We start from the raw sequence: 26594 nt of genomic DNA on the forward strand, positions 1-26594 counted from the left end.
AGATATTAGTTTGGTGGGTATTTCCATGACAACTGACACTATTGTGGCTCAAGCCACCGCGCCCGGACGTGGCGGCGTAGGCATCATTCGAATTTCAGGCGACAAAGCCAGTGATGTCGCTATGGCCGTATTAGGTCATCTTCCTAAAACCCGATATGCCGATTATTGCGATTTTAAAAGTGCATCGGGCCAAGTGATAGACCAAGGCATAGCGCTATTCTTTAAAGGACCTAATTCCTTTACTGGCGAAGATGTACTGGAACTTCAAGGCCACGGCGGCCAAATCGTCCTCGATATGTTGATCAAACGGGTAATGGAAGTCGGTGGCATTCGTATCGCAAAACCAGGCGAGTTCAGCGAACAAGCCTTTATGAACGATAAGCTCGACTTAACCCAAGCCGAAGCCATTGCCGACCTTATCGACGCCACCAGTGAGCAAGCCGCTAAAAGCGCGCTGCAATCACTACAAGGTGAATTTTCTAAGGAAGTCCACGAGCTGGTGGACCAAGTCACTAACCTGCGTTTATACGTTGAAGCCGCAATTGATTTCCCCGATGAAGAAGTCGACTTTTTAAGTGATGGCAAGATTGCCAATGCTCTCTATAGAATCATCGACAAACTCGACCTAGTGCAAGCCAGTGCCAAGCAAGGTTCTATCATTCGTGAAGGGATGAAAGTGGTGATTGCCGGTCGTCCCAATGCCGGAAAATCAAGCTTACTGAATGCGTTAGCGGGTAAAGAGTCGGCCATTGTGACTGAAATTGCCGGAACAACACGCGACGTATTACGTGAACATATCCATTTAGATGGTATGCCGCTGCACATTATTGATACCGCAGGCCTGCGTGATACCACTGATACGGTAGAACAAATTGGTATTGAACGCGCATGGAATGAAATAAATAGCGCCGATCGCGTGCTATTTATGGTGGACGGCACGACAACCGCCGCTGTCGATCCCCATGCTATTTGGCCTGACTTTGTCGATCGCCTGCCCTCCAATTTAGGCGTGACAGTGATCCGTAATAAAGCCGATCTCACGGGCGAAGACTTAATGATGACCGAAGAACAAGGTTATAGCGTCTACCGGATCTCGGCTAAAACAGGCTTAGGTGTTGAAGAATTAAAGCAACACTTGAAGTCACTTATGGGTTATCAGAGTAATCTCGAAGGTGGCTTTATCGCCCGTCGTCGTCACTTAGAAGCCCTTGAATTAGCCGCAGGACACCTGCTATTAGGTAAAGAGCAGTTAGAGGTTTACCTTGCCGGAGAGCTGCTAGCGGAAGAGCTACGTATGTGCCAATTAGCACTATCTGAGATCACTGGCCGCTTCACTTCTGACGATTTACTCGGCAAGATTTTCAGCTCTTTCTGTATCGGGAAATAACTAACCTTATTAGTTCCATATAAATCAGCCCATACAATATGGGCTGATTTTCTATCTACAACCGAATATTTCCATCCATCTTTATGATTCGACGTGGCGGTAATGATCTTGCATTTGATAGGACCTTGCATAAAGCGCAAATATCAATGCTGCCAAGATGGCAAAACCTGCGAAGAAAAACATCTGAAATGCGGTAATACTGATCCCAGTTTGGGCAATCTGTTCGGTCACAGCAGGGCTTTTCACACTGACGTTCGCCAATAACACCCATAAGTTACCGACGGTCACAGATAAGGTCCAAAAACTCATGATAGTGCCTTTCATAGCTTTAGGCGCTTGACTGTAGGCAAACTCTAGCCCTGTGGCTGAAACTAATACTTCACCAAAGGTGAGCAAAGCATAGGGCACAATCTGCCAAAATATTGATAATGCCGAGCCGCCATCCATCACCAATTGAATGCTACCAACGACTATCCAACTCACTCCCGTGATGGCAATCCCAGCCCCCATTTTACGCAAAGCAGTTAACTTTACCCCCATGCGCTCAATCGCCGGATATAACACAAAGTTATTAAATGGGATCAGTAACATAACTAATAATGGGTTTAACGCTTGCATCATGGCAGGTTCAAACCATGCCGGTTTTGACATGTCATTGGCTTGCAATATCCAAGTGGACGCTTTCTGATCGAACAAAGACCAAAAGGGAGTCACTAACGCAAATAAGATTAAGATCCGTAGAACTGAACGCACACCATCAACGGCGATATCCGGATGGATCCCCCTAGCCCGTTCGAGTTGCAATGAAGCCCCTGCGCCAACAAATCCCATCACAAGCACTAACGCACAGCACAAACCAGCAACGATACCTAAGGTTGGAATATTGACTAAGGCATACGCTGCAGAAATGATCCCAACTAAAGCTAACACTAAACCTATGTTGGCTTGGCCAGCGATTTTAGTGAGCAATGCGGTACGAATAACGGGTAAAAAACCATGGGGATTTTTCGGTTCGGGTGGCATATGCACATAACGTTTGCGGCCTAACCAGAAGAACACAGTTGCAATAAACATCAAGACACCAGGGATCCCAAATGCGACCGCAGCACCATAATATTTCAATAGTAATGGCATAGATAACGAGGCAAAGAAGGAGCCAAAATTAATCGTAAAATAAAACAGATCAAACGCTTTCTGCGCCAATGTTTTATTGGTTTGATCAAATTGATCTCCCATAAAGGAAGAAACCAAGGGCTTAATCCCACCCGATCCGAGCGCAATTAAAAATAATCCCGTATAAAACCCTTGAATGCTGTGTTCAAAAATAGCGAGAAACGCATGACCAACACAGTAAATTAAGCTTAACCATAAGATAGTATTGTATTTACCGAAAAAACGATCAGCAATCCAACCACCGAGTAATGGGAAAAAGTACACTCCAATGACAAAGGAATGGAACACATCCTTAGCCATAGTTCCACGTAGTTCTTCTGGAATAGACAACAAAAGTGCTGTCATCAAGAATGGGGTAAGAATATTCCGCATACCGTAAAAGCTAAAACGTTCACAAGCTTCACTGGCGATGATGTAAGGAATTTGCCGTGGCCACTGGGGCGCATTTACGGGTGTTGTCATAGAACATCCTATTATAATTATTTGATTTAAAATGAAATTAAATTGGTAAATATATTAATTTTGTATCAAGAAGCTAAAGGTAACATGTAAGCCAAACCAACATTATATAAAGGATGCAAAAACTGCAAAAATCACGTATTGCTTCTGTGGTCCGATCCACATTTCCTTTATGATGAACATAATAATAGCCATTGAGCTATCTATTTAATTGAAATTTGTTTTAAAAACAACAACACACTGAGAAATCATAATGGCAAAGATTGAAGTAATAGTTGGCACAACATTGGGCAGTGCAGAGTATGTTGCTGACGAAATGATGGCGCAATTAACGGATCAAGGGCACCAAGTTCAAGTGCATTTAACTCCAACACTGTGCGAAATCGACACCCATGCACTATGGATTATCGTGTCATCTACCCACGGCGCGGGTGATCTTCCAGATAATATCCAGCCCTTTTTCAACGAAATTACCGAACAAAAACCGGATCTCAGCCAAGTGAACTTTGCCTTATGTGCAATTGGCGACTCAAGTTATGACACCTTTTGCCAAGGCCCTGAAAAACTCATTTCAGCGATTCAAGACTGCGATGCAAAAGCCTTTGTGGATAAGATCCAGATCGATGTACAACTTGATCCTGTGCCAGAAGACCCAGCGCTTGCATGGTTAGCACAATGGCAACAGGATATTTAAGATCGCTTATTGGATAAGGTCGAGATCTATGTACAGTTTAGATCCTATTTATCCACAATTTACTTATTTAAAGTATAAACATGTGGATAAGGTATTATTTAGATCTGATCAACCTCTGTACTATTCACAGTCCGATCTGCTTAATGATCCACCTTGTGGATAAGTAGGCGATCTATCCCCATGTTTAATGGCGTTAGATCGCGATCAGATCACAGGATCAAGATCGCGCTAATTAATGATTTATATACTTAATTTGGGTTATACACAGAAAAACGCGATCCTAATAGTAAACATAATAAGAAGATCTATATAAAGATCTTAATATCTATTAGTCCGGATCATCTCGATCGATCAAGGTAAAATGATCATTCACCTAGCGCAAAGCAAATGCTAAAATACTCGGCTCGTACTGAGTCTCTTAGCAATTGAAGGTAGTGGCATGCATTTTCATGAACGGTTTGATGTTATTGTTGTTGGTGGTGGTCATGCCGGAACTGAAGCCGCGTTGGCTGCAGCAAGAATGGGATCAAAAACATTATTACTAACGCACAATATCGATACGTTAGGACAAATGTCATGTAATCCAGCGATCGGTGGCATAGGCAAAGGCCACCTAGTGAAAGAAATTGACGCCTTAGGTGGTGCAATGGCGATCGCAACCGATTATGCAGGGATCCAATTTAGAACCTTGAATTCAAGCAAAGGCCCAGCCGTACGAGCAACACGTGCACAAGCTGACCGTGCCTTGTATCGTCAAAAGATCCAAAACATATTACAAAACCAACCTAATTTACGTATTTTCCAACAAGCCGTTAATGACTTAATTGTTGAAAATAATCAAGTTGTTGGCGTAGTGACTCAAATGGGATTAGCTTTTGAATCTCCAGCAGTTGTATTAACAACTGGTACATTCTTAAGCGGCAAAATCCACATAGGATTAGAGAACTACAGCGGTGGCCGTGCAGGCGATCCACCAGCCATTGCTTTAGCCAATCGTTTACGTGAATTACCGATCCGTGTAGGCCGTTTAAAAACGGGTACCCCACCACGTATCGATGCAAACACGATTGATTTTTCTCAAATGGCTGAACAGAAAGGCGATTCTCCATTGCCTGTGATGTCGTTTATGGGCGATGTCAGTCACCATCCAAAGCAAATTTCTTGCTGGATTACTCATACCAATGAGAAAACCCATGAAATTATTCGGGGTGGTTTAGATAGAAGTCCAATGTATTCTGGCGTAATCGAGGGTATAGGCCCACGTTACTGCCCATCGATTGAAGACAAGATCCACCGCTTTGCGGACAAATCTTCGCATCAGATCTTCATCGAACCTGAAGGCTTAAATACCAATGAGATCTACCCTAACGGGATCTCAACTAGTTTACCTTTCGATGTACAGTTGAATTTAGTGCGTTCGATCCAAGGTATGGAAAACGCCGAAATAGTGCGTCCAGGTTATGCGATCGAATATGATTATTTCGATCCAAGGGATCTGAAAAACTCACTAGAAACCAAAACGATCAACGGGTTATTCTTTGCTGGCCAAATAAACGGTACTACAGGTTATGAAGAAGCCGGTGCTCAAGGTTTATTAGCGGGCATGAATGCGTCTTTGCAAGTGCAAGGCAAAGAAGCTTGGTGTCCACGTCGCGATGAAGCGTATCTTGGAGTACTGGTTGACGATCTGTCGACTCTGGGTACCAAAGAACCGTACCGCATGTTTACTAGCCGTGCCGAATACCGTTTGTTACTCCGTGAAGATAACGCCGACATTCGCTTAACGGCAAAAGGTCGCGAACTCGGTTTAGTCGACGACGCTCGCTGGGCAGCATTTAGTGAGAAGTTAGAATCCATTGAACTTGAACTGCAAAGACTGCGTGGCCAATGGGTGCATCCAAATTCACCTTTGATCCATGCGTTGAATCCACATTTGAATACGCCGATCTCGCGCGAAGCGTCATTTGAAGAGTTACTGCGTCGTCCAGAAATGGATTACAGCAAGTTAATGCAGATTGAAGGTTTTGGTCCTGGGCTTGAAGATCCACAAGCAGCTGAACAAGTTCAGATCCAAGTGAAGTACTCTGGTTATATTCAACGCCAGCAGGAAGAGATCAACAAAGCCGTGCGTAATGAGAACACAGGTTTACCTTTGACGCTCGATTACAAAGAAGTACCGGGCTTGTCGAACGAAGTGATTGCTAAGTTAAATAACCACAAACCAGAAACTATAGGCCAAGCGTCACGGATCTCTGGTATTACCCCTGCGGCTATTTCAATTTTGTTGGTTCACCTTAAAAAGCGTGGCTTATTACGTAAGAGTGCGTAAAAGCTAGCTTAATCGCTGCTTAGGTCATAGAAGGGAAGCATTCAGGCTTCCCTTCATCGTTTTCGGGCTTCATAATAGCCTTCGCGTTCATAATCGTATCTTTGTTGAGGTTGCTCAGTGTTATCTGCCCAGTTAGAGGCTTATTTAGCCGAAATTAATTTGCCCGCAACCGCCGAGCAAAAAAAACAACTAATTGATTTTGTTGGCATGCTCAACAAATGGAATAAAGCCTATAACCTGACATCGGTGAGAGATCCCGAAGCCATGTTGATCCGCCATATCATGGACAGCTTAGTAGTTTCAAAACATCTACAAGGTGAACGTTTTATCGATGTAGGCACAGGACCCGGTTTACCTGGGATCCCGTTAGCTATTATGAATCCCGATAAACAATTTGTGTTATTGGACAGCTTAGGTAAACGCATTCGTTTTCAAAAACAAGTGTCCTTTGAATTAGGCATTCATAACATCAGCTCAGTTGAAAGCCGCGTAGAAGCTTATCAACCTGAGCAAAAATTCGACGGCGTATTAAGTCGTGCATTTGCTTCAATCCAAGATATGCTCACTTGGTGCCATCATTTACCCGCCGAACATGGGCAGTTTTATGCGCTTAAAGGCCAGTTAAATGATGAAGAAATGCAACATATTCCAAGTGGATTTGCAGTGAAAGAAGTCATCGAACTTAAGGTACCTAAACTCGATGAACAAAGACATTTATTGAAAATAATCAAAGAATAACAGGCTTAAAAGTGATGAATAAATCATTTTTAAGTAAGGGCAATAAACCAGCATTTACATACAGGGTGATATTGTGGGTAAAGTGATTGCCGTGGCTAACCAGAAAGGTGGCGTAGGAAAAACAACTACTTGCGTTAACCTCGCCGCTTCGTTAGCAGCAACAAAACGTAAAGTATTATTGATCGATCTCGATCCCCAAGGTAATGCCACTATGGGTAGTGGTGTCGATAAATACGAGGTCGAAAATACGGCCTACGAATTATTGGTCGAAGAAAAAACCTTCGACGAGATCGTCATTAAAAACACTGCGGGTAAGTATGATCTGATCGCCAGTAACGGTGATGTGACAGCGGCAGAGATCAAACTGATGGAGTTTTTTGCGCGTGAGATCCGTTTGCGTAACGCGCTCGCACCGATAAAAGATCAATATGATTATATCTTTATCGACTGCCCTCCTTCATTGAACATGTTGACTGTGAACGCTATGTCAGCGGCTGACTCTGTGCTCGTGCCTATGCAGTGCGAATACTATGCCCTAGAAGGCTTAACGGCGCTGATTGATACCATCACTAAACTTGCCGCTATGGTTAACCCAGGGCTTGGCATTGAAGGCATTTTACGTACTATGTACGATCCGCGTAATCGTTTATCTAATGATGTGTCCGATCAGCTAAAACAGCATTTTGGTGACAAGGTATATCGTACTGTGATCCCACGTAATGTGAGGCTGGCTGAGGCGCCAAGTTTTGGTGCGCCTGCTATGTATTACGATAAATCGAGTGCCGGCGCTAAGGCGTATCTCGCGCTTGCGGGTGAAATGATCCGTCGTTCAGAACAACAAACTCAGGCTAAGCAAGCGTAAAGGATCACCATGACGTTAAAGAAAAGAGGATTAGGCAAAGGGTTAGATGCCCTACTGAGTAACAGCCATGCAGCCAGTAAAAAACACACTGACGAAGCTAATGTTGTCGATAAAAAAGAAGAGCTTATCCATCTCGATTTAGACTTATTACAACCGGGTAAGTATCAACCTCGTAAAGATATGTCTCCCGAAGCGTTGGAAGAACTGGCACACTCTATCCGCAATCAAGGCATTATTCAGCCCATCGTTGTGAGACAAGTGGCAAACGACATGTATGAAATCATTGCGGGCGAACGTCGCTGGCGTGCTTCTCAACTTGCTGGCTTAAATAAAATTCCCTGCATAGTCAAACAAGTACCCGATGAGGCCGCCGTTGCTATCGCTTTGATTGAAAACATCCAGCGTGAAGATTTAAATGCCATGGAAGAAGCCATAGCATTACAACGTTTAATGCAAGAATTTGAACTGACTCACCAACAGGTTGCCGATGTTGTGGGAAAATCCAGAGTGAGTGTATCTAACTTGTTACGTTTAAACGGCTTAAATGAGCCAGTAAAACGTCTACTCGAGTATGGCGACATCGATATGGGTCATGCTCGCGCTTTGTTAGCAATTGAGGGAGAAGAACAAACAAATCTTGCGAGATTAGTGGCCGCTAAGGAATTAACCGTTCGCGAAACTGAACGATTAATTAATCAAACCTTAAATCCGCCTAAACAAGCCGAAACTACGACTAAAGATCAAGATGTTTGTCGTTTAGAGCAGCAGTTAATTGAAAGATTAGGTGCCAAGGTTTCTATCGCTCATAGCAGTAAGGGCACAGGTAAAATTGTAATTAACTATCAGAATCTGGCTGAATTAGACGGAATTCTTAGTAAAATTCATTAATGTCTGTAGATTAACAGTTTTTAATGTAAATTTGTGACAGATGCTAATCTTACATTTTAACTCGTTTGGCGCTAGATCACGTTAAAAGTGTTGTTTTTCCTTATCTCAAAGTTGCAATGAAGGCGTGAAAAGGTATACTTTCGCAAGCTTTTTGTGCATCGACATAAATACGGGTATTTGTCATCCGGTCATCGAAACAAAAAGTATGAATGCGGAGAGGATGAATTGAGTAAGGTTTTAGCGCGTCGTGGCCGGTGGTCAGCCTATAAATTGGTGATGATGCAGGCGGCGGTCGCTGGGGGTGCTTCAATTCTCTTTTTCGCCGTGTGGGGAGTTCAGTTTGGCTATTCTGCGTTAGCAGGTGGTTCAATCGCTGTGCTCCCTAATTTTGTATTCGCAACCCTCGCTTTCTCCCACACGGGAGCAAGTTCAGCTGCAAAAGTCATAAAGACTTTTTACTGGGGGGAAGCGGTAAAGTTGCTGTTAACCATCGCAATGTTTTCGTTTGTATTTATCAATCTTAAGGTCGCTTTTATGCCGCTTTTTGTTTGTTATGTGCTGACGCTAATCGTGCATTGGACAGCTCCTTTATACTTCAAGCAAAGTTAAGTGGGATGAATCATGGCTGCAACTGGTGAAGCGTTAACACCGCAGGGCTATATCCAACATCACCTTACCAACTTAAGTGTTGGTGAAGGCTTTTGGACATGGCACATTGATTCGTTGTTCTTTTCGGTTGGTCTTGGTGTTCTGTTCCTGTGGATTTTCCGCAGCGTTGGTAAAAAAGCGACTTCCGGTGTTCCTGGCAAACTGCAATGTTTTGTTGAGATGATCGTTGAGTTCGTAAATAACAGCGTGAAAGAAAGTTTTCATGGTCGCAATGCTCTGATCGCACCTTTAGCTCTGACCATTTTTGTATGGGTATTCATGATGAACTTCATGGATATGATCCCGGTAGATTGGCTGCCTCACGCAGCAAGTTTAATGGGGATTCCATATCTTAAAGCGGTTCCGACGACTGACGTTAACATTACCTTTAGCTTAGCTATTGGTGTGTTCGTGCTGATTATTTTCTACAGCATTAAGGTCAAAGGTGTGTCTGGGTTTGTTAAAGAACTGACACTACAGCCCTTTAACCATAAGGCAATGATACCCGTCAACCTCCTATTAGAGACTGTTACTTTGATAGCAAAACCAATTTCATTGGCATTGCGACTCTTTGGTAACTTGTACGCAGGTGAGTTGATCTTCATCCTTATTGCGCTGATGTATGGTACCAACTTGTTATTATCTTCCCTAGGTGTGACTCTGCAACTGGGTTGGTTAATATTCCACATTTTGGTTATCACACTGCAAGCGTTTATCTTCATGATGTTGACCATTGTTTATTTAAGCATGGCGCATGAAGATCATTAAGGATTGCTGAAGAAATTTTAAACTAAATCATCAACTAATACAGATTTAGATACTGGAGATACAGATGGAAACGATTTTAGGCATGACAGCTATCGCTGTTGCTCTGCTGATTGGTATGGGTGCTCTTGGTACTGCAATCGGTTTCGGCTTATTAGGCGGCAAGTTCTTGGAAGGCGCTGCGCGTCAACCAGAAATGGCTCCTATGCTACAAGTTAAAATGTTCATCGTAGCGGGTCTTCTTGACGCCGTAACTATGATCGGTGTTGGTATCGCATTATTCATGCTGTTTACCAACCCACTGGGTGCAATGCTGTAAAAAACGCTTCTGTCTTAACTCTAAATAGGAGGCTGTTGTGAATTTCAACGCTACCCTAATCGGTCAGACGGTCGCCTTTATCATCTTCGTGTGGTTTTGCATGAAGTTTGTATGGCCCCCTTTGATGAATGCCATCGAAGAGCGCCAAAAAAGGATTGCTGACGGTCTAGCTGATGCTGATCGTGCGGTAAAAGACCTGGAGTTGGCACAAGCGAAAGCGACTGACCAACTAAAAGAAGCCAAGGTAACGGCTAATGAAATTATTGAGCAAGCTAACAAGCGTAAAGCTCAAATAGTTGAAGAAGCCAAAACCGAAGCAGACGCTGAGCGTGCTAAAATCATCGCTCAGGGTAAAGCAGAAATTGAAGCTGAACGTAATCGCGTCAAAGAGGATCTGCGTAAGCAGGTTGCTACTCTTGCCATCATGGGTGCTGAGAAGATCCTTGAGCGTTCTATTGATCCAGCCGCCCACAGTGACATAGTTAATAAACTAGTCGCTGAAATTTGATAAGGGAGTTGAGTTATGGCTGAATTAACCACCATCGCTCGCCCTTACGCAAAGGCAGCTTTTGACTTTGCTATTGAACAAGATGCAGTGGATTCATGGGCAGAAATGCTTACGTTTGCCGCATTGGTGAGTGAAAACGAAACCATGCAACCACTGTTAGCTGGCTCTTTAGCCAGCACTAAGCTCGCAGCACTCTTTATTAGTGTGTGTGGAGAGCAAGTCAATGTGCAAGGTCAGAACCTGATAAAGGTAATGGCTGAAAACGGTCGCTTAAAGGTACTACCTGCTGTATCTCAGTTATTTACTGAATACCGTAATGAGTGGGCAAAAGAAGTGGAAGCCGATGTGGTTTCTGCAACTGAGCTGAGCTCTGAACAACAACAGCAGATTAGTATTTCTTTAGAGAAACGTCTCGCACGCAAAGTTAAGCTGAATTGCAGCACTGACGCCGCGCTCATCGCCGGTGTAATCATTAAGACAGGAGACCTAGTCATCGATGGCTCGGTCCGCGGTAAGTTATCGCGTCTGTCTGATAAGCTGCAGTCGTAATTGGGAGTTTGAGCATGCAACTGAATTCCACTGAAATCAGCGATCTGATTAAGCAGCGGATCGAGCAGTTCGAAGTCGTTAGCGAATCTCGTAACGAAGGTACTATCGTTGCGGTAAGTGACGGCATCATCCGCATCCACGGCCTAGCCGACGTGATGCAAGGTGAGATGATCGAACTGCCTGGTAACCGTTTTGCAATCGCGTTGAACCTTGAACGTGATTCTGTCGGTGCCGTAGTAATGGGTCCTTATGCTGATTTAGCAGAAGGCGTAAAAGTGAAAACGACTGGCCGTATTCTGGAAGTTCCAGTTGGCCGCGGTCTTCTTGGCCGCGTTGTTAACACTCTAGGTGAGCCAATTGACGGAAAAGGACCTATCGATAACGATGGTTACTCGCCAATTGAAGTTATCGCACCAGGTGTTATTGAACGTCAGTCTGTTGATCAACCAGTTCAAACTGGTTACAAAGCCGTTGATGCCATGATCCCTATCGGTCGTGGTCAACGTGAATTGATCATTGGCGACCGTCAAACTGGTAAAACAGCTATGGCGATCGACGCAATTATCAACCAGAAAAATTCTGGCATTAAATGTGTGTACGTTGCGATTGGCCAAAAGGCTTCTACTATCGCTAACGTAGTGCGCAAGCTAGAAGAACACGGTGCGTTAGCTAACACTATCGTTGTTGTTGCAACGGCTTCTGAAGCTGCTGCTCTGCAATACTTAGCGCCATATTCTGGTTGTTCTATGGGTGAATACTTCCGTGACCGCGGTGAAGATTCTTTGATCGTATACGATGATTTGTCTAAGCAAGCAGTTGCTTATCGTCAAATTTCGTTACTGCTCAAGCGCCCACCAGGCCGTGAAGCTTACCCAGGTGACGTATTCTATCTACACTCACGTTTACTAGAGCGTGCATCACGCGTTAACGCGATTTATGTAGAGAAGTTCACTAAAGGTGCAGTAACTGGCAAAACCGGTTCTTTAACCGCGCTGCCAATTATTGAAACGCAAGCGGGTGACGTTTCTGCATTCGTACCGACCAACGTAATTTCTATTACCGATGGTCAGATCTTCCTTGAGACCGATCTGTTTAACTCTGGCCTACGTCCAGCGGTTAACCCAGGTATTTCTGTTTCTCGTGTTGGTGGTGCGGCTCAGACTAAGATCATCAAGAAACTGTCTGGTGGTATTCGTACCGCACTAGCACAGTATCGTGAGCTTGCTGCGTTCTCGCAATTTGCATCTGATCTTGACGATGCAACACGTGCTCAACTTGAGCATGGTGTGCGTGTTACCGAACTGATGAAGCAAAAGCAATATGCTCCAATGAGCGTAGCCGCTCAAGCTGTGTCTATTTTCTCAGCTGAAAAAGGTTACCTGAAGAGTGTTGAGCTGAACAAGGTCGGTAATTTCGAAGCCGCTCTGCTCTCGTTCATGAACAGCGAGCATGCTCCTTTAATGAAGCTTATCAATGATACTGGCGATTATAGCGCTGATATCGAAGCTGAATTAAAAGCTGGCCTCGACAAGTTCGTAGCAACCCAAACCTGGTAACAATGATAGAGGTGTCTTAAGACACCTCAGGTCCAGATTGGAGAGTAGAGATGGCCGGCGCTAAAGAGATTAAAACCAAGATCGCGAGTGTGAAAAACACTCAGAAGATCACGTCCGCCATGGAAATGGTGGCAGCCAGCAAAATGCGCAGAGCGCAGGAACGCATGGCTGCGAGCCGTCCATATGCGGAAAGCATGCGTAAGGTGATCGGTCACGTAGCGCAAGGTTCTCTCGAGTATAAACACCCCTATTTGGAGGTGAGAGAGGCTAAGCGGGTTGGTTACATTGTTGTAGCAACCGACCGTGGCCTTTGTGGTGGTCTGAACGTTAACCTTTTCAAGAAGGTTGTCGCAGACGTGAAAAGCTGGAAAGCCCAAGGTGCAGAATTTGAATTTTGCCCAATTGGCGCACGTAGTGTGCAGTTTTTCAAAAGCTTCGGTGGACAAGTGTCTGCTCACGCTTCAGGTTTAGGCGATGCTCCAAAGCTCGCTGACTTGATCGGGACAGTCGGTGTCATGCTAGAAGCTTACAACGAAGGCAAGCTGGATCGTCTGTACGTGGTATTTAACAAATTTGTGAATACTATGACGCAGACTCCTGTGATCGAGCAGCTGCTACCTTTGCCTAAATCAGAAGATGATGAAATTGCTCATCGTTGGGATTATATCTACGAGCCAGATCCAAAAGCACTTTTGGATACCTTATTGGTTCGTTATGTAGAATCTCAGGTTTACCAAGGTGTTGTTGAAAACATTGCCTCTGAACAAGCTGCCCGTATGGTGGCGATGAAGTCGGCAACTGACAACGCTGGTGAGCTGATTAACGACTTGCAATTGGTCTATAACAAGGCCCGTCAGGCTGCGATTACGCAGGAACTGTCGGAAATTGTTTCTGGTGCCTCTGCGGTTTAGGTTAGGTAACGAATACAAGTTTTAGAGGATTAATCATGAGCACAGGTACTGTTGTCCAAGTGATTGGCGCGGTTGTGGACGTAGAGTTTCCACAAGATGCCGTACCTCAAGTATATGACGCTCTGAAGATCGTAGGTGAAGGTTCCTGTAATGGTCTGGTGCTGGAAGTTCAGCAACAGCTAGGTGGTGGTGTAGTTCGTACCATCGCTATGGGTTCTTCTGACGGTCTGCGTCGTGGGCTTGAAGTAGTAAACTCAGGTTCACCTATTACTGTTCCTGTTGGTGCCGCCACTCTTGGCCGTATCATGAACGTATTAGGCGAGCCTATTGATGAAGCGGGTCCAATCGGTGAAGAAGAGCGTTATGTTATTCACCGTACAGCTCCTTCATACGAAGATCAATCAAGCTCTACTGAACTGTTAGAGACTGGCATCAAGGTTATTGACCTTGTTTGTCCATTCGCTAAGGGCGGTAAAGTTGGTTTGTTCGGTGGTGCGGGTGTTGGTAAAACAGTTAACATGATGGAACTGATTAACAACATCGCTAAAGCCCACTCGGGTCTTTCTGTATTCGCCGGTGTAGGTGAACGTACTCGTGAAGGTAACGACTTCTACTACGAGATGAAAGATTCTGGCGTTCTCGACAAAGTGGCCATGGTTTATGGTCAGATGAACGAGCCTCCAGGTAACCGTTTGCGCGTTGCACTGTCTGGTCTGACTATGGCAGAGAAGTTCCGTGACGAAGGTCGTGACGTACTGTTGTTCGTTGACAACATCTACCGTTATACCTTAGCCGGTACTGAAGTATCTGCACTGTTAGGTCGTATGCCTTCTGCGGTAGGTTATCAACCAACATTGGCTGAAGAGATGGGCGTTTTGCAAGAACGTATCACTTCAACTAAGACCGGTTCTATTACCTCTGTACAAGCGGTATACGTACCTGCGGATGACTTGACCGATCCGTCACCAGCAACAACCTTCGCTCACTTAGATGCGACTGTTGTACTGTCACGTCAAATTGCTTCTCTGGGTATTTACCCAGCAGTTGACCCATTGGATTCGACTTCACGTCAATTAGATCCTTTGGTTGTTGGCCAAGAGCATTATGACGTTGCTAACGGCGTGCAAACTGTACTGCAACGTTACAAAGAGCTGAAAGACATTATTGCGATTCTGGGTATGGACGAATTGTCTGATGAAGACAAAACAACTGTATTCCGTGCTCGTAAGATTGAGCGTTTCTTGTCTCAGCCTTTCTTCGTAGCAGAAGTCTTTACTGGATCTCCTGGTAAGTACGTTTCTCTGAAAGACACTATCCGTGGCTTTAAGGGTATTTTGAGCGGTGAGTTTGATCACCTGCCAGAACAAGCGTTCTACATGGTTGGCTCAATCGATGAAGTCATCGAGAAAGCGAACAAAAAGAAATAACTAAGTAGTCATACTTAGTTTTTTAAGGAGAACGGGATGGCAGCCATGACAGTACATCTTGATATAGTAAGTGCAGAGAGCAACATCTTCTCTGGTCGTGTAGCAAGTCTACAAGTGACTGGTTCTGAAGGTGAGTTAGGCATAATGCATGGCCATGCTCCTTTGCTGAGTTATATCAAACCTGGCATGGCGCGCATCGTCAAGCAAGACGGCAGTGAAGAAGTGTTTTACCTTTCAGGTGGTATTCTGGAAGTGCAACCTTCTTCTGTCTCCGTATTGGCTGATGTGGTTATGCGTGCCAAAGATATTGATGAGCAAGCGGCATTAGAAGCTAAGCGTCGTGCAGAAGCCCATATGGCAAATGCAGGTGCTGACTTCAATTATGACGCGGCTATGGTTGAACTAGCTAAGGCTATGGCTCAATTACGTGTTGTTGAAACCATCAAGAAAAACATTGCCAGATAAGGTTATTGTTTGTGAAAAAAGGCGACCATAAGGTCGCCTTTTTTGTGGCTGAAATTTGGGTAAGCGTGTTTTTGAGCTATTCCTATCGCTATCCGCTTCGCTTTTCTATGTGCTTTCCGTTAAAATTGCGCTACAAAATCGACCGTAATTTTTTCACCCTCTTGGGTATTTGTTCAAGGATATGACAATGGCATTAAATGTAGTGATCTTAGCAGCTGGCAAGGGAACACGGATGCGCTCTGACCTTCCTAAGGTATTACATCCCATCGCCCACAAGAGCATGGTGCAACATGTCATAGATACCGCCCATAAAGTGGGTAGTGACGCGATTCAGTTAGTCTACGGTTATGGTGCTGATAAGCTAAAAGCCAGCTTAGGTGAGCAACAACTTAACTGGGTATTGCAAGCTGAGCAATTAGGCACGGGTCATGCGGTTGCGCAAGCGAGCCCGCATATTGCTGACAATGATACTGTGCTCATTCTTTACGGCGATGTGCCACTGATTCAACAATCAACCCTTGAAGCCTTACTCGCTGCTCGCCCTGAAAATGGTGTGGCTATTTTAACGGTGAATTTAGCCAATCCTATGGGTTATGGCCGTATTGTCCGTACTCCCTGTGAAGGTCAAGAACAAGGAAAAGTCATCGGTATTATTGAGCAGAAAGATGCTACAGCAGAGCAGCTACTGATCAACGAAATCAATACCGGCATCATGGCCGTTCCAGGTAAACAACTTAAAGCTTGGTTGAGCCGTTTATCGAATAACAATGCCCAAGGCGAATATTATCTAACGGATATTATTGCCATGGCGCACGCTGATGGCGTTGCTATTGATACTGCTCAACCACAATCTGCGATTGAAGTGGAAGGCGCCAATAACCGCGTGCAACTGGCGCAACTTGAACGCGCTTACCAAGCCCGTGAAGCCGAAAAACTGATGTTGGCGGGAGCGAACCTGCGCGACCCAAGCCGTATCGATATCCGTGGTGACGTCACCGTCGGTATGGATGTGATGATCGATATCAACGTGATATTCGAAGGCAAAGTGACCTTAGGTAATAATGTCACTATTGGCGCAGGCGCTATTCTTATCGATTGTGAGATTGCCGATAACGCTGAGATCAAACCTTACTCTATTATCGAAGGCGCTAAGCTTGGCTTTGCTGCCAGTGCTGGTCCATTTGCCCGCTTACGTCCCGGCGCAGAGCTTAAGCAAGATGCGCACATCGGTAACTTTGTTGAAGTGAAGAAAGCAGTCATAGGCGTGGGCTCTAAGGCTGGACACTTAGCCTATTTAGGCGATGCCGTTATAGGTGATGGCGTTAATATCGGCGCTGGCACTATTACTTGTAATTATGATGGCGCTAATAAGCATCTTACCGTTATCGAAGATAATGTTTTTGTTGGCTCTGACACTCAGCTGGTGGCACCTGTCACTATAGGTAAAGGCGCAACCTTAGGCGCAGGCTCAACCATTACCCGCGATGTGGGTGAAAATGAGTTAGTCATTACCCGTGTTAAACAAAAACACCTGACGGGTTGGCAACGTCCAGTCAAAATTAAAAAGTAGTTTATTTAACTCAACTCATTATCTATAAAGCGGCCATGTGCCGCTTTTATATTTAGTCAGATGGTTGGAAATTCGATTTGTTTAATTCAGATGGAAAACAATAAAAGTCACGAAATTAAGGTTGAGTTAATCCTGTTGTGGTAACTGCAATCTATTGGTTTTAAACAGATTTAGATCTATATCACAGCTAATTGTAAATTCGTGTAAAGAAGATTAAATAAAAACACTTCTCATTTATATTGCCTGCAATTCTAAGACGAAAGGTCTAATTGAGGTGTTGGCAATGGTATTTAAATATTCAGTTTTAGGTTTGGCCGTAGGCTCGGCATTAATGGCTATACCTGTGTTGGCAGAGGTGGCTAGCGACGCGAATATCGAGCGCATTAATGTCACTGGCCGCACTTTTAACGATTATAAAGTGGGTACAGCATCAGGCGCCATGCGCGGTGATATTGACTTAATGGATACCCCACAATCAGTTAATGTGATCCCCGATTTTGTCACGGACGAACAACTGGCGACTAACCTCGCTGAAGTGTTAGTTAACGATTCGAGCGTGACGGCAGGAACGACACGCTGGAACCGCCAAGTCTTTAGCATCCGTGGCTTCGAGTTAGATTCTGGTAATGGTTATCTCATCAATGGCCATCAGCAATGGTCCCATTACGTACAACCCATCGAAACCCTGCAGCAAGTCGAAGTGTTAAAAGGCCCTTCGAGCATGTTGTATGGTCAATCTGGCCCTGGTGGTTTAGTGAATATGGTCACTAAGAAACCAACCTATGATTCAATGCTTAACTTAGGTTTTGACACCGATGGCTACGGTTCTACCCGTGCACAGCTCGATGCGGGTGGCAGTTTAAACGAAGCACAAAGTATTCGTTACCGCGGTGTGTTAGTGAAGCAAGACACAAAATACTGGCGTGAGTATTCCGCTAATGATGAGAACCAAGAGCGCGATCGCTGGTTAGGTTATCTCAATATGGAATTTGACCTAAGCGACGATTTGTTACTATCGGTTAAATACGACCATACCCAAGATAAAGCGGGTATTGATGCGGGTGGTTGGTTAGATAAACAAGGTGATGTCATTGGCGAACGTAAAACCGTTTGGGATGCGCCTTGGGCCTTTACTGACAATACAGTGTCAAACTTAGGTGCCGATCTGACTTGGCATATGAGTGACAACTGGAAAGTCAAAGCGGGTTATAACGATCAGCAGTTTAATCGCCAACGTTTTGATTCTGCGCCAAGTTTGATTGAAGGCTCCGAAGATCCATTCAAGGATAGTTATAAGATTAAACCCTTCGATCGTTACGACGATTGGCAGCATAAAACCGCTTATGCCGATTTCACCGGTGAATTTGCGTTGGCGGGAATGCAGCATCAACTGCTGATTGGGGCTAACTATCTCGATTATTTCTATCAGCAACAAATTCACCGTGGGGCAGCTCAAACGGTTATTCCTGGGCAGCCTATTACTCAGCCTGCTCTCGATTACCACACAAAACCCAAAGGTAACGCGAGTACCTATAAGTATTACGGTTTCTACCTGCAGGATTTAATGACGCTTAATGAACAATGGAAGTTACTTGCAGGTGTGCGTTACGACGAACAGAAGAAAGACGGTGAAGGTGAAAACAGCTATGCCGTGTCGCCTAAGTTTGGGGTGATTTATTCGCCAATGGCTAGTGGCAGTATTTACATTAATTATTCAAAAAGCTTTACACCACAGGGTTCAGTGACAAGTTCAGAAGATGTAAATGAAGGAGTTAACCTTAAGCCTGAATACGGTACTCAATATGAATTAGGGACTAAGTGGGAGTTGTTTGATGACAGCCTACTGTTAACAGCAGCACTTTTTGATATTACGGTTTCTAATGTCACCATAGAGCAAGATATTCCCGAAACGAGTGATGGCAAGAAAACTATTACTACTCAAGGTGGCGAGCAGCATCACCGCGGCTTTGAAGTTGGTGCCCAAGGTCAGTTAGGTGAAAGCTGGTTTGTGACTTCTTCTATGATGTATTTAGATGCTGAATATAAAACGGGTGCTGGCAAGATCGATGGGAAAATCTTAGATGGTAAAACACCTGTCGATGCGCCTGAATGGTCGGCGAATATCTGGACCCGTTACGAAGTGACAGACAATTTTGCGATGAACTTTGGTGCCATTTATGTGGGTGATCGCTTCGCCGATAAAGATAACAGCATTACTAAAGACGGCTATGTGCGCTTCGATATAGGTGCAGCCTACACTATGGATATCATGGGTAAAGATGTGAGCCTTCGTGCCAACGTTAGAAATCTATTTGATACTGATTATATTGATGGTGGTCAGTACAATATGGTCACTATCGGCCAAGGCCGTAACTTTAGTGTTGCTGTTGAAGCTAAGTTCTAAATTTATTACGTTTTAAATTCATTTAAAGCCGCTTGTCCTTAAAGGATAAGCGGCTTTTTTTATTGGCTGATGTTTAAGTTCACTATTACAGAACGATAAAAAATACGCCGGAACATGCGAAACAGTGTTTCGAATACTAGCAAAAAAGTTTCGTTTCACTATAATACTGCTTTCGAATCGAAACTTATCTGAAAGGTTTTATGAACAAACGAAATACACAGCAGCGTCGCCACAGCATAATCACCATATTGAACGAACTGGGTGAAGTGAGTGTTGATGAACTGTCGTTACGTTTTGAAACCTCAGAAGTGACAATTCGTAAAGATTTGGCTGCGCTTGAGAAAACAGGCCTGCTATTGCGCCGTTACGGTGGCGCCGTGGCGATTCCTGACGAAGTGACCCAACAGTTTTCTGCCAAAATCGCGCCTAATAAGCTGTCTATTGCGAAAACCGCCGCGCAGCTGATCAAAGATCACAATCGCATCATTATCGATAGCGGCACTACGACTTCTGGCTTGATTGAACAGCTGAACGATAAGCGTGGGCTGGTGGTCATGACCAATGCATTGCACCTTGCCAATGCCATCCATGAACTCGAAAACGAGCCAACCTTATTGATGACCGGTGGTACTTGGGACCCGCATTCTGAATCCTTTCAAGGTCAAGTCGCCGAGCAAGTGTTGCGATCATATAACTTCGATCAACTGTTTATCGGTGCCGATGGTATCGATCTTGAACGCGGCACCACTACCTTTAACGAGTTAACTGGCCTAAGCAAAGTCATGGCCGAAGTGTCCCGCGAAGTGATCGTTATGGTGGATTCAGACAAAATCGGCAAGCGGATCCCTAACTTAGAGTTGCCGTGGGCCAAGGTCAGTGTGCTGGTCACCGACTCCCGTATCGATGAGAGTGCGCTAAAACAAATTTCAGATCAGGGCGTGCGAGTCATGCTAGCGCCCTACGCTCAATAGTGAGCGAAAAAAGCTTAACAACTTCATTTTTAATTTATAGGTAAAGACTATGTGTGGAATCGTAGGCGCTGTGGCGCAAAGGGATGTGGCTGAAATTCTAGTAGAAGGCTTACGCCGCTTAGAATATCGCGGATATGACTCCGCAGGCGTTGCCGTTATTCACAATGGTGAACTGAGTCGCACGCGCCGCGTGGGCAAAGTACAAGAGTTGTCGGCAGCGCTTGAAACTGACCCATTAGCGGGCGGAACCGGTATCGCGCACACTCGCTGGGCGACCCACGGTGAGCCGAGTGAGCGTAATGCTCACCCGCATTTATCGGAAGGTGATATCGCGGTGGTGCACAACGGCATTATTGAAAACCACAATAAACTGCGCGAGATGCTAAAAGGTTTAGGCTATAAATTTAGCTCAGATACCGATACCGAAGTAATTTGTCACTTAGTACACCATGAGCTGAAAACTAACAGCACTTTGCTTTCTGCCGTGCAAGCCACAGTTAAACAACTCGAAGGCGCCTACGGCACTGTTGTTATCGACCGCCGCGACAGCGAGCGCTTGGTTGTTGCTCGATCTGGTAGTCCTTTAGTGATTGGTTTTGGTCTAGGTGAAAACTTTGTCGCCTCGGATCAACTGGCACTCTTACCAGTGACTCGCTCATTCGCTTTCTTAGAAGAAGGTGATGTGGCCGAAGTAACCCGTCGCAGCGTGAGTATTTTCGACTTAAACGGTAATGCCGTTGAGCGTGAAGTCAAAGAATCTGAAATTACCCACGATGCCGGTGACAAAGGCGAATATCGTCACTATATGCTTAAAGAAATTTACGAGCAGCCATTGGCACTGACGCGCACTATCGAAGGCCGTATCGCAAACAAGCAAGTATTAGATACTGCCTTTGGTGACAACGCTGCTGAGTTTTTAAAAGATATCAAACATGTGCAAATCATCGCCTGTGGTACTAGTTACCATGCGGGCATGGCGGCACGTTACTGGTTAGAAGATTGGGCTGGCGTGTCTTGTAACGTCGAAATTGCCTCTGAATTCCGTTATCGCAAGTCGCACTTATTCCCAAATAGCCTGTTGGTGACGATTTCACAATCGGGTGAAACTGCCGATACCTTAGCGGCCATGCGCTTAGCGAAAGAAATGGGTTATAAAGCCACATTGACGATTTGTAATGCGCCAGGTTCATCACTGGTTCGCGAATCTGACATGGCTTACATGATGAAAGCCGGCGCAGAGATTGGCGTGGCATCCACTAAAGCGTTCACTGTACAGCTTGCTGGTTTATTAATGTTGACTGCGGTGATCGGTCGCCACAATGGCATGTCTGAGCAAATGCAGGCCGACATCACTCAAAGCCTACAATCTATGCCAGCTAAAGTGGAACAAGCTTTAGGGCTAGATGCTGCGATTGCTGAACTGGCTGAAGATTTTGCCGATAAACACCATGCTTTATTCCTTGGCCGTGGCGATCAATACCCGATTGCGATGGAAGGCGCGTTAAAGCTGAAAGAGATTTCTTACATTCATGCTGAAGCGTATGCCTCTGGCGAATTAAAACACGGCCCATTAGCGCTTATCGATGCCGATATGCCTGTGATTGTCGTTGCGCCAAACAATGAATTGCTCGAAAAACTGAAATCGAATGTTGAAGAAGTGCGTGCCCGTGGCGGCTTAATGTATGTGTTTGCCGATGTGGATGCCGAGTTCGAGTCGGATGACACGATGAAAGTGATTCCAGTGCCACACTGCGATATCTTTATGGCGCCGCTGATTTACACTATTCCGCTACAGCTATTGTCGTACCATGTTGCGTTGATCAAAGGTACCGACGTGGATCAACCACGCAACCTAGCAAAATCTGTAACAGTAGAATAAATATAAGCATTTAAATAAAAACCGCCTTTATTGGCGGTTTTTTCATTTAGATTCACAACAAAACGACGCTTAACTTACAGCAATAGTAAATGCTGGTGGCTTAGCTTTCTATGCTGGAATGGCATCTAGCTCGTGCTGCTTTTTTGCCTCAATGCGTTTCCATACTTTGTCATGGAAGTAAAACACTACAGTGTTAATCGCGGGTTCAACTAAGGCCACTGCGCCGCCGACGATCACGCTGCCGGTTAATAAATAGGTTACGGTAAAAGCGACGCTAAAATGGAGTACGGCAAAAGTAAGTGTCTTAGTCATGATCTTGTCCTCTAAATAGGCTCCCAGCGGGAATACTTAGATGATAACAATTCTCATTAAAATTAAAAGCCGTGTTTTCAGATTAGTTTAAACGGTTTTATCTATTTATCCGTTGTAAAAAACATAAAGCCCTCACTCATGAGGGCTTTGGGCTGCTAGCAGTAAATTAAAGCGCTGCTAATAAACTAGTAATGCCAAGGGAAGGCGGAGAAATCTTGATCGCGTTTCTCTAGGAAGGCATCGCGCCCTTCCTGCGCTTCGGCACTCGCATAGGCTAAACGCGTCGCTTCACCGGCGAATAATTGCTGGCCGACCATACCATCGTCTGTCATGTTAAAACCGTATTTCAGCATACGCATCGCTGTAGGCGACTTAGAGTTAATCTCTTTGGCCCACATTAATGCCTCGGTTTCTAGCTCTGCATGGGGAACGGATTTATTGACCATCCCCATGTCGAAGGCTTCATCGGCGCTGTAGTTAAAACCACAGAAGAAGATTTCACGGGCACGTTTTTGACCTATCATCTTGGCAAGATACGCACTGCCATAACCTGAGTCGAAGCTCGCTACGTCGGGATCAGTCTGCTTAAATATCGCGTGTTCTTTCGAGGCTAAGGTTAAGTCGCATACTACGTGTAAGCTATGGCCGCCACCTACCGCCCAACCCGGCACAACGGCGATGACCACTTTAGGCATAAAGCGGATCAAGCGTTGCACTTCTAATATATGTAAGCGGCCCATTCTGGCTTGATCGGCTTTGCCTTCTTCGGCGCCTTCATATTTATAGCCATCTTTGCCGCGAATACGCTGATCGCCACCCGAACAGAACGCCCAGCCACCATCTTTTGCCGAAGGACCGTTACCCGTAAGCAGTACACAACCTACATCAGACCATTGGCGCGCATGATCGAGTGCGATAAATAACTCATCAACGGTTTTAGGTCGGAAGGCGTTGCGGCACTCAGGGCGGTTAATAGCAATGCGAACTGTGCCGTGGGCTTTGGCTCTGTGGTAGGTGATGTCGTCAAATTGAAATCCACTGACTTCATCCCATAAGGTGGGATCAAAAATGTCTGATACTTGTTGGGTCATGATTCATAGGCCTTTGTGCTGTAATGCCTCAAAGGCTAGGCGGAATCATATATAAGGTCAATCACCTAAGCCTAAAGCTTAGCGCTATATAGCAAAATCCCGTTTGCCTATGAGTCGGTGATGGTTAAAGGTGATCACAGAGATAAAGCTGATTATCCTTGCTGAACACTGGATGTTCTGGCGCCATAGTGCCGCAATAATTACCTTTAAAGTCAGCAATAGACTCGGGTGTCATTGGAATCTGATTAAAGGCTTCGAGTTCTAATGTCGACAAGCGCTCGACGATGTCGGTTCTTACCTTAGCCAGTTTATGGTCGATTTTTATGATTTTTGTTCCCGTCATAGAGTCAACTTTATTCTCTATTTTTTTGACCATAGCCTCAGTCTTTGCAATAGGAGCATCTAATTTATCTGTTTCTGTGTATAAGTAATACAAAGCACCCGCGAGTAGCGCCAATATGAGCCAACCTTTCATCTTTTAGTCCAACATAAGTGAATAACCATTAAGAATATGGGTATAATAAGCTAGTTTTCGTCCAATATTAAAGCAGTAAAAGGCTGTAACGATGAACTCAGAATCTAACAACAAGGACTATTCGAAAACCAATCGAATTAAGATTCACCAGCCAGATGCGAGTAAAGCGGATCGCTTTAACCCTCGTAATCGGATTTATGTCCGAGCAATCGACGGTTTGTGGAGTAGCTTACGTCGCCGCATGGGCTGGATTGCCATGTTATTTTTCCTGCTTTTACCTTGGATCCCTTGGGGCGACCGTCAAGCTGTATGGTTTAACTTAGGCGAACAAAAGTTTCACGTCTTCGGTTTAACGATTTGGCCGCAGGATCTCACCTTGCTCGCAGCGTTGTTTATGATCGCTGCCTTTGCGCTGTTTTTTGTGACCACCTATCTTGGCCGTGTTTGGTGTGGATACACTTGCCCCCAAACAGTATGGACCTTTATGTTCATCTGGTTCGAGGAAAAACTTGAAGGTGCGCGCAATAAACGCATTAAGTTAGATCAAATGCCATGGAGCTTTGACAAACTCTGGCGTAAAACGGCAAAACATACGGCTTGGCTATTGCTCTCACTGATGACGGCGATGACCTTTGTGTCCTATTTCGTGCCGAGCCGTGAAGTCTATGTCGACGTCTTTACGCTTAATGCTTCTGGCGGTATCTACTTCTGGGTCGTGTTCTTTACACTTGCCACATACGGCAATGCGGGTTGGATGCGTGAAATCATGTGTATCCACATGTGCCCTTATGCGCGTTTCCAAGCGGCCATGTTCGATAAGAATACTTTTATCGTGGGTTACGATACTAAACGTGGTGAGACCCGTGGTCCGCGCTCACGCAAAGATGACCCTAAAGAGTTAGGGCTTGGCGATTGTATCGACTGTGACTTGTGTGTGCAGGTATGTCCTACCGGGATCGACATTCGTAACGGTCTGCAATATGAGTGTATTAACTGCGGCGCTTGTATCGATGCCTGTGACCAAACTATGGATCGTATGGGTTACGAGAAAGGACTTATCAGTTATACCACTGAGAACAAGTTAGAAGGTATAAAGCAAAAAGTGCTGCGACCTAAGCTTGTCGGTTATGGCGTGGTATTGATGGCGATGATATTAGTCTTCATATACTCCAGTGCGACCATAGCACCAGTACGTATGGACATCATTCGTGATCGTAACCAGCTCTATAGAGAGAACAACCAAGGTTTGATTGAAAACACATTCACCTTGAAGATTCTTAATAAGACAGAACAATCCCATGAATACACTATGAGTGTCGAAGGATTGGACAACTATAAATGGTACGGTCCGACTTCGGTCACTATTGCGGGTGGCGAAGTATTAACGTTACCCATTAGCGTTGGGGTTGATCCGGTTGAGCTTTCTCGTTCAGTTACTAACATCGAGATAAAAGTGAAAACTCATATCGACGGTGAAGAAGTCGAAGTTGAGCAAGAATCTCGCTTCTTTAGTCCATAGATAACAGTATTTATGATGATCTAATTGAGTGAGACTCATAAATATTGCCAGACTTAATCGAGATAAAGGGGCTTTTTAGCCCCTTTTTTATACGTATCGTTTGATAAGTAAACGTCTAAACCCTTAATCGTTATTTTCCTACAAAAAGCCCTTGCACAAAATCTCCTGCTCCCTATAATGCGCATCCACTGACACGGCAGACAGCGAAAGCAAGCTGACGAGTTACTTTGAATTGAATGGCTTACTCTCTGTTGAGAGTGGCACTTAATTCAATCGCAGCAAGAAGTTGAAAAAACTCCTTGACGCGAAACGGGAAATGCGTAGAATACGCAGCCCTAGCCAACTGGAAGCGTTCGGCGCTCAGTGTGGTACTCACCTTCTCTTATGAGGTTGAGTTGCTCTTTAACAAGATAAAACAAGAAATCTGTGTGGACACTCACAGGTGTTGAGTTAATCGAAACTGCTTAACCTTCGGGTTGGCAGTCAAAAATTTAAATCAATGTAACAATGAGTGTTCATAGTAATATGTACAGTTTGTTTCTGCTTTTAAGTGGAAACAAAAAATCAGAATTCATTGAGCCGTTTGACGTAAGTCAAACAACAAAACTTTAATTGAAGAGTTTGATCATGGCTCAGATTGAACGCTGGCGGCAGGCCTAACACATGCAAGTCGAGCGGCAGCGGGAAGATAGCTT

At 44.8% G+C, this 26594-nt stretch carries 24 protein-coding genes and 1 rRNA gene; 21 read left to right on the top strand and 4 right to left on the bottom strand.

The genetic code is table 11. From position 1 onward, the window contains the following. The first annotated feature begins 25 nt into the window (after positions 1-25). A complete protein-coding gene (gene mnmE / locus Q4Q49_RS16745) occupies positions 26-1387 on the top strand; it encodes a tRNA uridine-5-carboxymethylaminomethyl(34) synthesis GTPase MnmE (protein WP_311989228.1) in 1362 nt (453 codons plus the stop codon). Between the two features lie 81 nt (positions 1388-1468). Here mnmE and Q4Q49_RS16750 read toward each other — a convergent pair whose 3' ends face one another. Further along, on the bottom strand, positions 1469-3022 hold the full coding sequence (locus tag Q4Q49_RS16750) for a POT family MFS transporter (RefSeq protein ID WP_311989229.1): 1554 nt from the start codon (positions 3020-3022) through the stop codon (positions 1469-1471). A gap of 250 nt (positions 3023-3272) precedes the next feature. Here Q4Q49_RS16750 and mioC point away from each other — a divergent pair, with 250 nt between their 5' ends. The 18 genes from mioC (at position 3273) to glmS (ending at position 22502) form a co-directional block, all read left to right on the top strand. Then, complete coding sequence (gene mioC / locus Q4Q49_RS16755; protein ID WP_261273093.1) at positions 3273-3713, top strand: FMN-binding protein MioC; 441 nt, start codon at positions 3273-3275, stop codon at positions 3711-3713. Between the two features lie 439 nt (positions 3714-4152). Continuing rightward, on the top strand, positions 4153-6042 hold the full coding sequence (gene mnmG / locus Q4Q49_RS16760; RefSeq protein WP_311999905.1) for a tRNA uridine-5-carboxymethylaminomethyl(34) synthesis enzyme MnmG: 1890 nt from the start codon (positions 4153-4155) through the stop codon (positions 6040-6042). 117 nt (positions 6043-6159) lie between these two features. After that, positions 6160-6780, top strand: a complete 621-nt coding sequence (gene rsmG / locus Q4Q49_RS16765; protein ID WP_006083835.1) for a 16S rRNA (guanine(527)-N(7))-methyltransferase RsmG — start codon at positions 6160-6162, stop codon at positions 6778-6780. 73 nt (positions 6781-6853) lie between these two features. Further along, positions 6854-7642 (top strand): ParA family protein, encoded by a 789-nt coding sequence (locus Q4Q49_RS16770; RefSeq protein ID WP_006083836.1) that lies wholly within the window; start codon positions 6854-6856, stop codon positions 7640-7642. Positions 7643-7651: 9 nt separating this feature from the next. Continuing rightward, a complete protein-coding gene (locus Q4Q49_RS16775) occupies positions 7652-8530 on the top strand; it encodes a ParB/RepB/Spo0J family partition protein (protein ID WP_259523910.1) in 879 nt (292 codons plus the stop codon). 225 nt (positions 8531-8755) lie between these two features. After that, positions 8756-9139, top strand: coding sequence for an ATP synthase subunit I (locus Q4Q49_RS16780; RefSeq protein ID WP_105250794.1), 384 nt, complete (start codon positions 8756-8758; stop codon positions 9137-9139). 12 nt (positions 9140-9151) lie between these two features. Continuing rightward, positions 9152-9946 (top strand): F0F1 ATP synthase subunit A, encoded by a 795-nt coding sequence (gene atpB, locus Q4Q49_RS16785; protein ID WP_106648792.1) that lies wholly within the window; start codon positions 9152-9154, stop codon positions 9944-9946. Positions 9947-10010: 64 nt separating this feature from the next. Then, positions 10011-10262: a F0F1 ATP synthase subunit C gene (gene atpE, locus Q4Q49_RS16790; protein WP_006083840.1), complete on the top strand. Its 252-nt coding sequence runs from the start codon at positions 10011-10013 to the stop codon at positions 10260-10262. 37 nt (positions 10263-10299) lie between these two features. After that, entirely contained in the window at positions 10300-10770 is a 471-nt protein-coding gene (gene atpF, locus Q4Q49_RS16795) for a F0F1 ATP synthase subunit B (protein WP_006083841.1), read from the top strand. 15 nt (positions 10771-10785) lie between these two features. After that, complete coding sequence (gene atpH, locus Q4Q49_RS16800) at positions 10786-11319, top strand: F0F1 ATP synthase subunit delta (RefSeq protein WP_006083842.1); 534 nt, start codon at positions 10786-10788, stop codon at positions 11317-11319. Between the two features lie 14 nt (positions 11320-11333). Beyond that, positions 11334-12875: a F0F1 ATP synthase subunit alpha gene (gene atpA, locus Q4Q49_RS16805; RefSeq protein ID WP_006083843.1), complete on the top strand. Its 1542-nt coding sequence runs from the start codon at positions 11334-11336 to the stop codon at positions 12873-12875. Positions 12876-12925: 50 nt separating this feature from the next. Continuing rightward, on the top strand, positions 12926-13786 hold the full coding sequence (gene atpG, locus Q4Q49_RS16810) for a F0F1 ATP synthase subunit gamma (RefSeq protein WP_106648794.1): 861 nt from the start codon (positions 12926-12928) through the stop codon (positions 13784-13786). Positions 13787-13821: 35 nt separating this feature from the next. Then, positions 13822-15213 (top strand): F0F1 ATP synthase subunit beta, encoded by a 1392-nt coding sequence (gene atpD, locus Q4Q49_RS16815; RefSeq protein WP_311999906.1) that lies wholly within the window; start codon positions 13822-13824, stop codon positions 15211-15213. Between the two features lie 36 nt (positions 15214-15249). Further along, the gene (locus Q4Q49_RS16820) at positions 15250-15678 is read left to right on the top strand and encodes a F0F1 ATP synthase subunit epsilon (RefSeq protein WP_107950083.1); all 429 of its coding nucleotides are present in this window, start codon (positions 15250-15252) and stop codon (positions 15676-15678) included. A 187-nt stretch (positions 15679-15865) separates the two neighbouring features. Continuing rightward, positions 15866-17248 (top strand): bifunctional UDP-N-acetylglucosamine diphosphorylase/glucosamine-1-phosphate N-acetyltransferase GlmU, encoded by a 1383-nt coding sequence (glmU, locus tag Q4Q49_RS16825; RefSeq protein WP_107950082.1) that lies wholly within the window; start codon positions 15866-15868, stop codon positions 17246-17248. A gap of 283 nt (positions 17249-17531) precedes the next feature. Continuing rightward, the gene (locus Q4Q49_RS16830) at positions 17532-19652 is read left to right on the top strand and encodes a TonB-dependent siderophore receptor (protein ID WP_242326362.1); all 2121 of its coding nucleotides are present in this window, start codon (positions 17532-17534) and stop codon (positions 19650-19652) included. A gap of 200 nt (positions 19653-19852) precedes the next feature. Continuing rightward, complete coding sequence (locus Q4Q49_RS16835) at positions 19853-20623, top strand: DeoR/GlpR family DNA-binding transcription regulator (RefSeq protein ID WP_220591560.1); 771 nt, start codon at positions 19853-19855, stop codon at positions 20621-20623. A 49-nt stretch (positions 20624-20672) separates the two neighbouring features. Further along, entirely contained in the window at positions 20673-22502 is a 1830-nt protein-coding gene (gene glmS, locus Q4Q49_RS16840; protein WP_242326360.1) for a glutamine--fructose-6-phosphate transaminase (isomerizing), read from the top strand. Between the two features lie 108 nt (positions 22503-22610). On the opposite strand, the gene Q4Q49_RS16845 is transcribed toward glmS, so the two are convergent. The 3 genes from Q4Q49_RS16845 to Q4Q49_RS16855 form a co-directional block, all read right to left on the bottom strand. Further along, the gene (locus Q4Q49_RS16845) at positions 22611-22814 is read right to left on the bottom strand and encodes a DUF2061 domain-containing protein (RefSeq protein WP_006079349.1); all 204 of its coding nucleotides are present in this window, start codon (positions 22812-22814) and stop codon (positions 22611-22613) included. A gap of 185 nt (positions 22815-22999) precedes the next feature. After that, a complete protein-coding gene (locus Q4Q49_RS16850) occupies positions 23000-23905 on the bottom strand; it encodes a 1,4-dihydroxy-2-naphthoyl-CoA synthase (protein ID WP_006084758.1) in 906 nt (301 codons plus the stop codon). A gap of 124 nt (positions 23906-24029) precedes the next feature. Beyond that, positions 24030-24380 carry a hypothetical protein gene (locus tag Q4Q49_RS16855; RefSeq protein ID WP_107950073.1) on the bottom strand — a complete coding sequence of 117 codons (351 nt, stop codon included), beginning with the start codon at positions 24378-24380 and terminating at the stop codon, positions 24030-24032. 91 nt (positions 24381-24471) lie between these two features. On the opposite strand from Q4Q49_RS16855, the gene ccoG reads away from it, so the two are divergent. Together ccoG and Q4Q49_RS16865 are read left to right on the top strand one after the other, a co-directional pair. Beyond that, positions 24472-25899 carry a cytochrome c oxidase accessory protein CcoG gene (gene ccoG / locus Q4Q49_RS16860; RefSeq protein ID WP_107950071.1) on the top strand — a complete coding sequence of 476 codons (1428 nt, stop codon included), beginning with the start codon at positions 24472-24474 and terminating at the stop codon, positions 25897-25899. Positions 25900-26508: 609 nt separating this feature from the next. Further along, positions 26509-26594, top strand: a 16S ribosomal RNA gene (locus tag Q4Q49_RS16865); the annotation flags it as partial.

Origin of the sequence: Shewanella sp. SP1S1-7 (assembly GCF_031932105.1) — a bacterium.
Classification (GTDB): domain Bacteria; phylum Pseudomonadota; class Gammaproteobacteria; order Enterobacterales; family Shewanellaceae; genus Shewanella; species Shewanella baltica.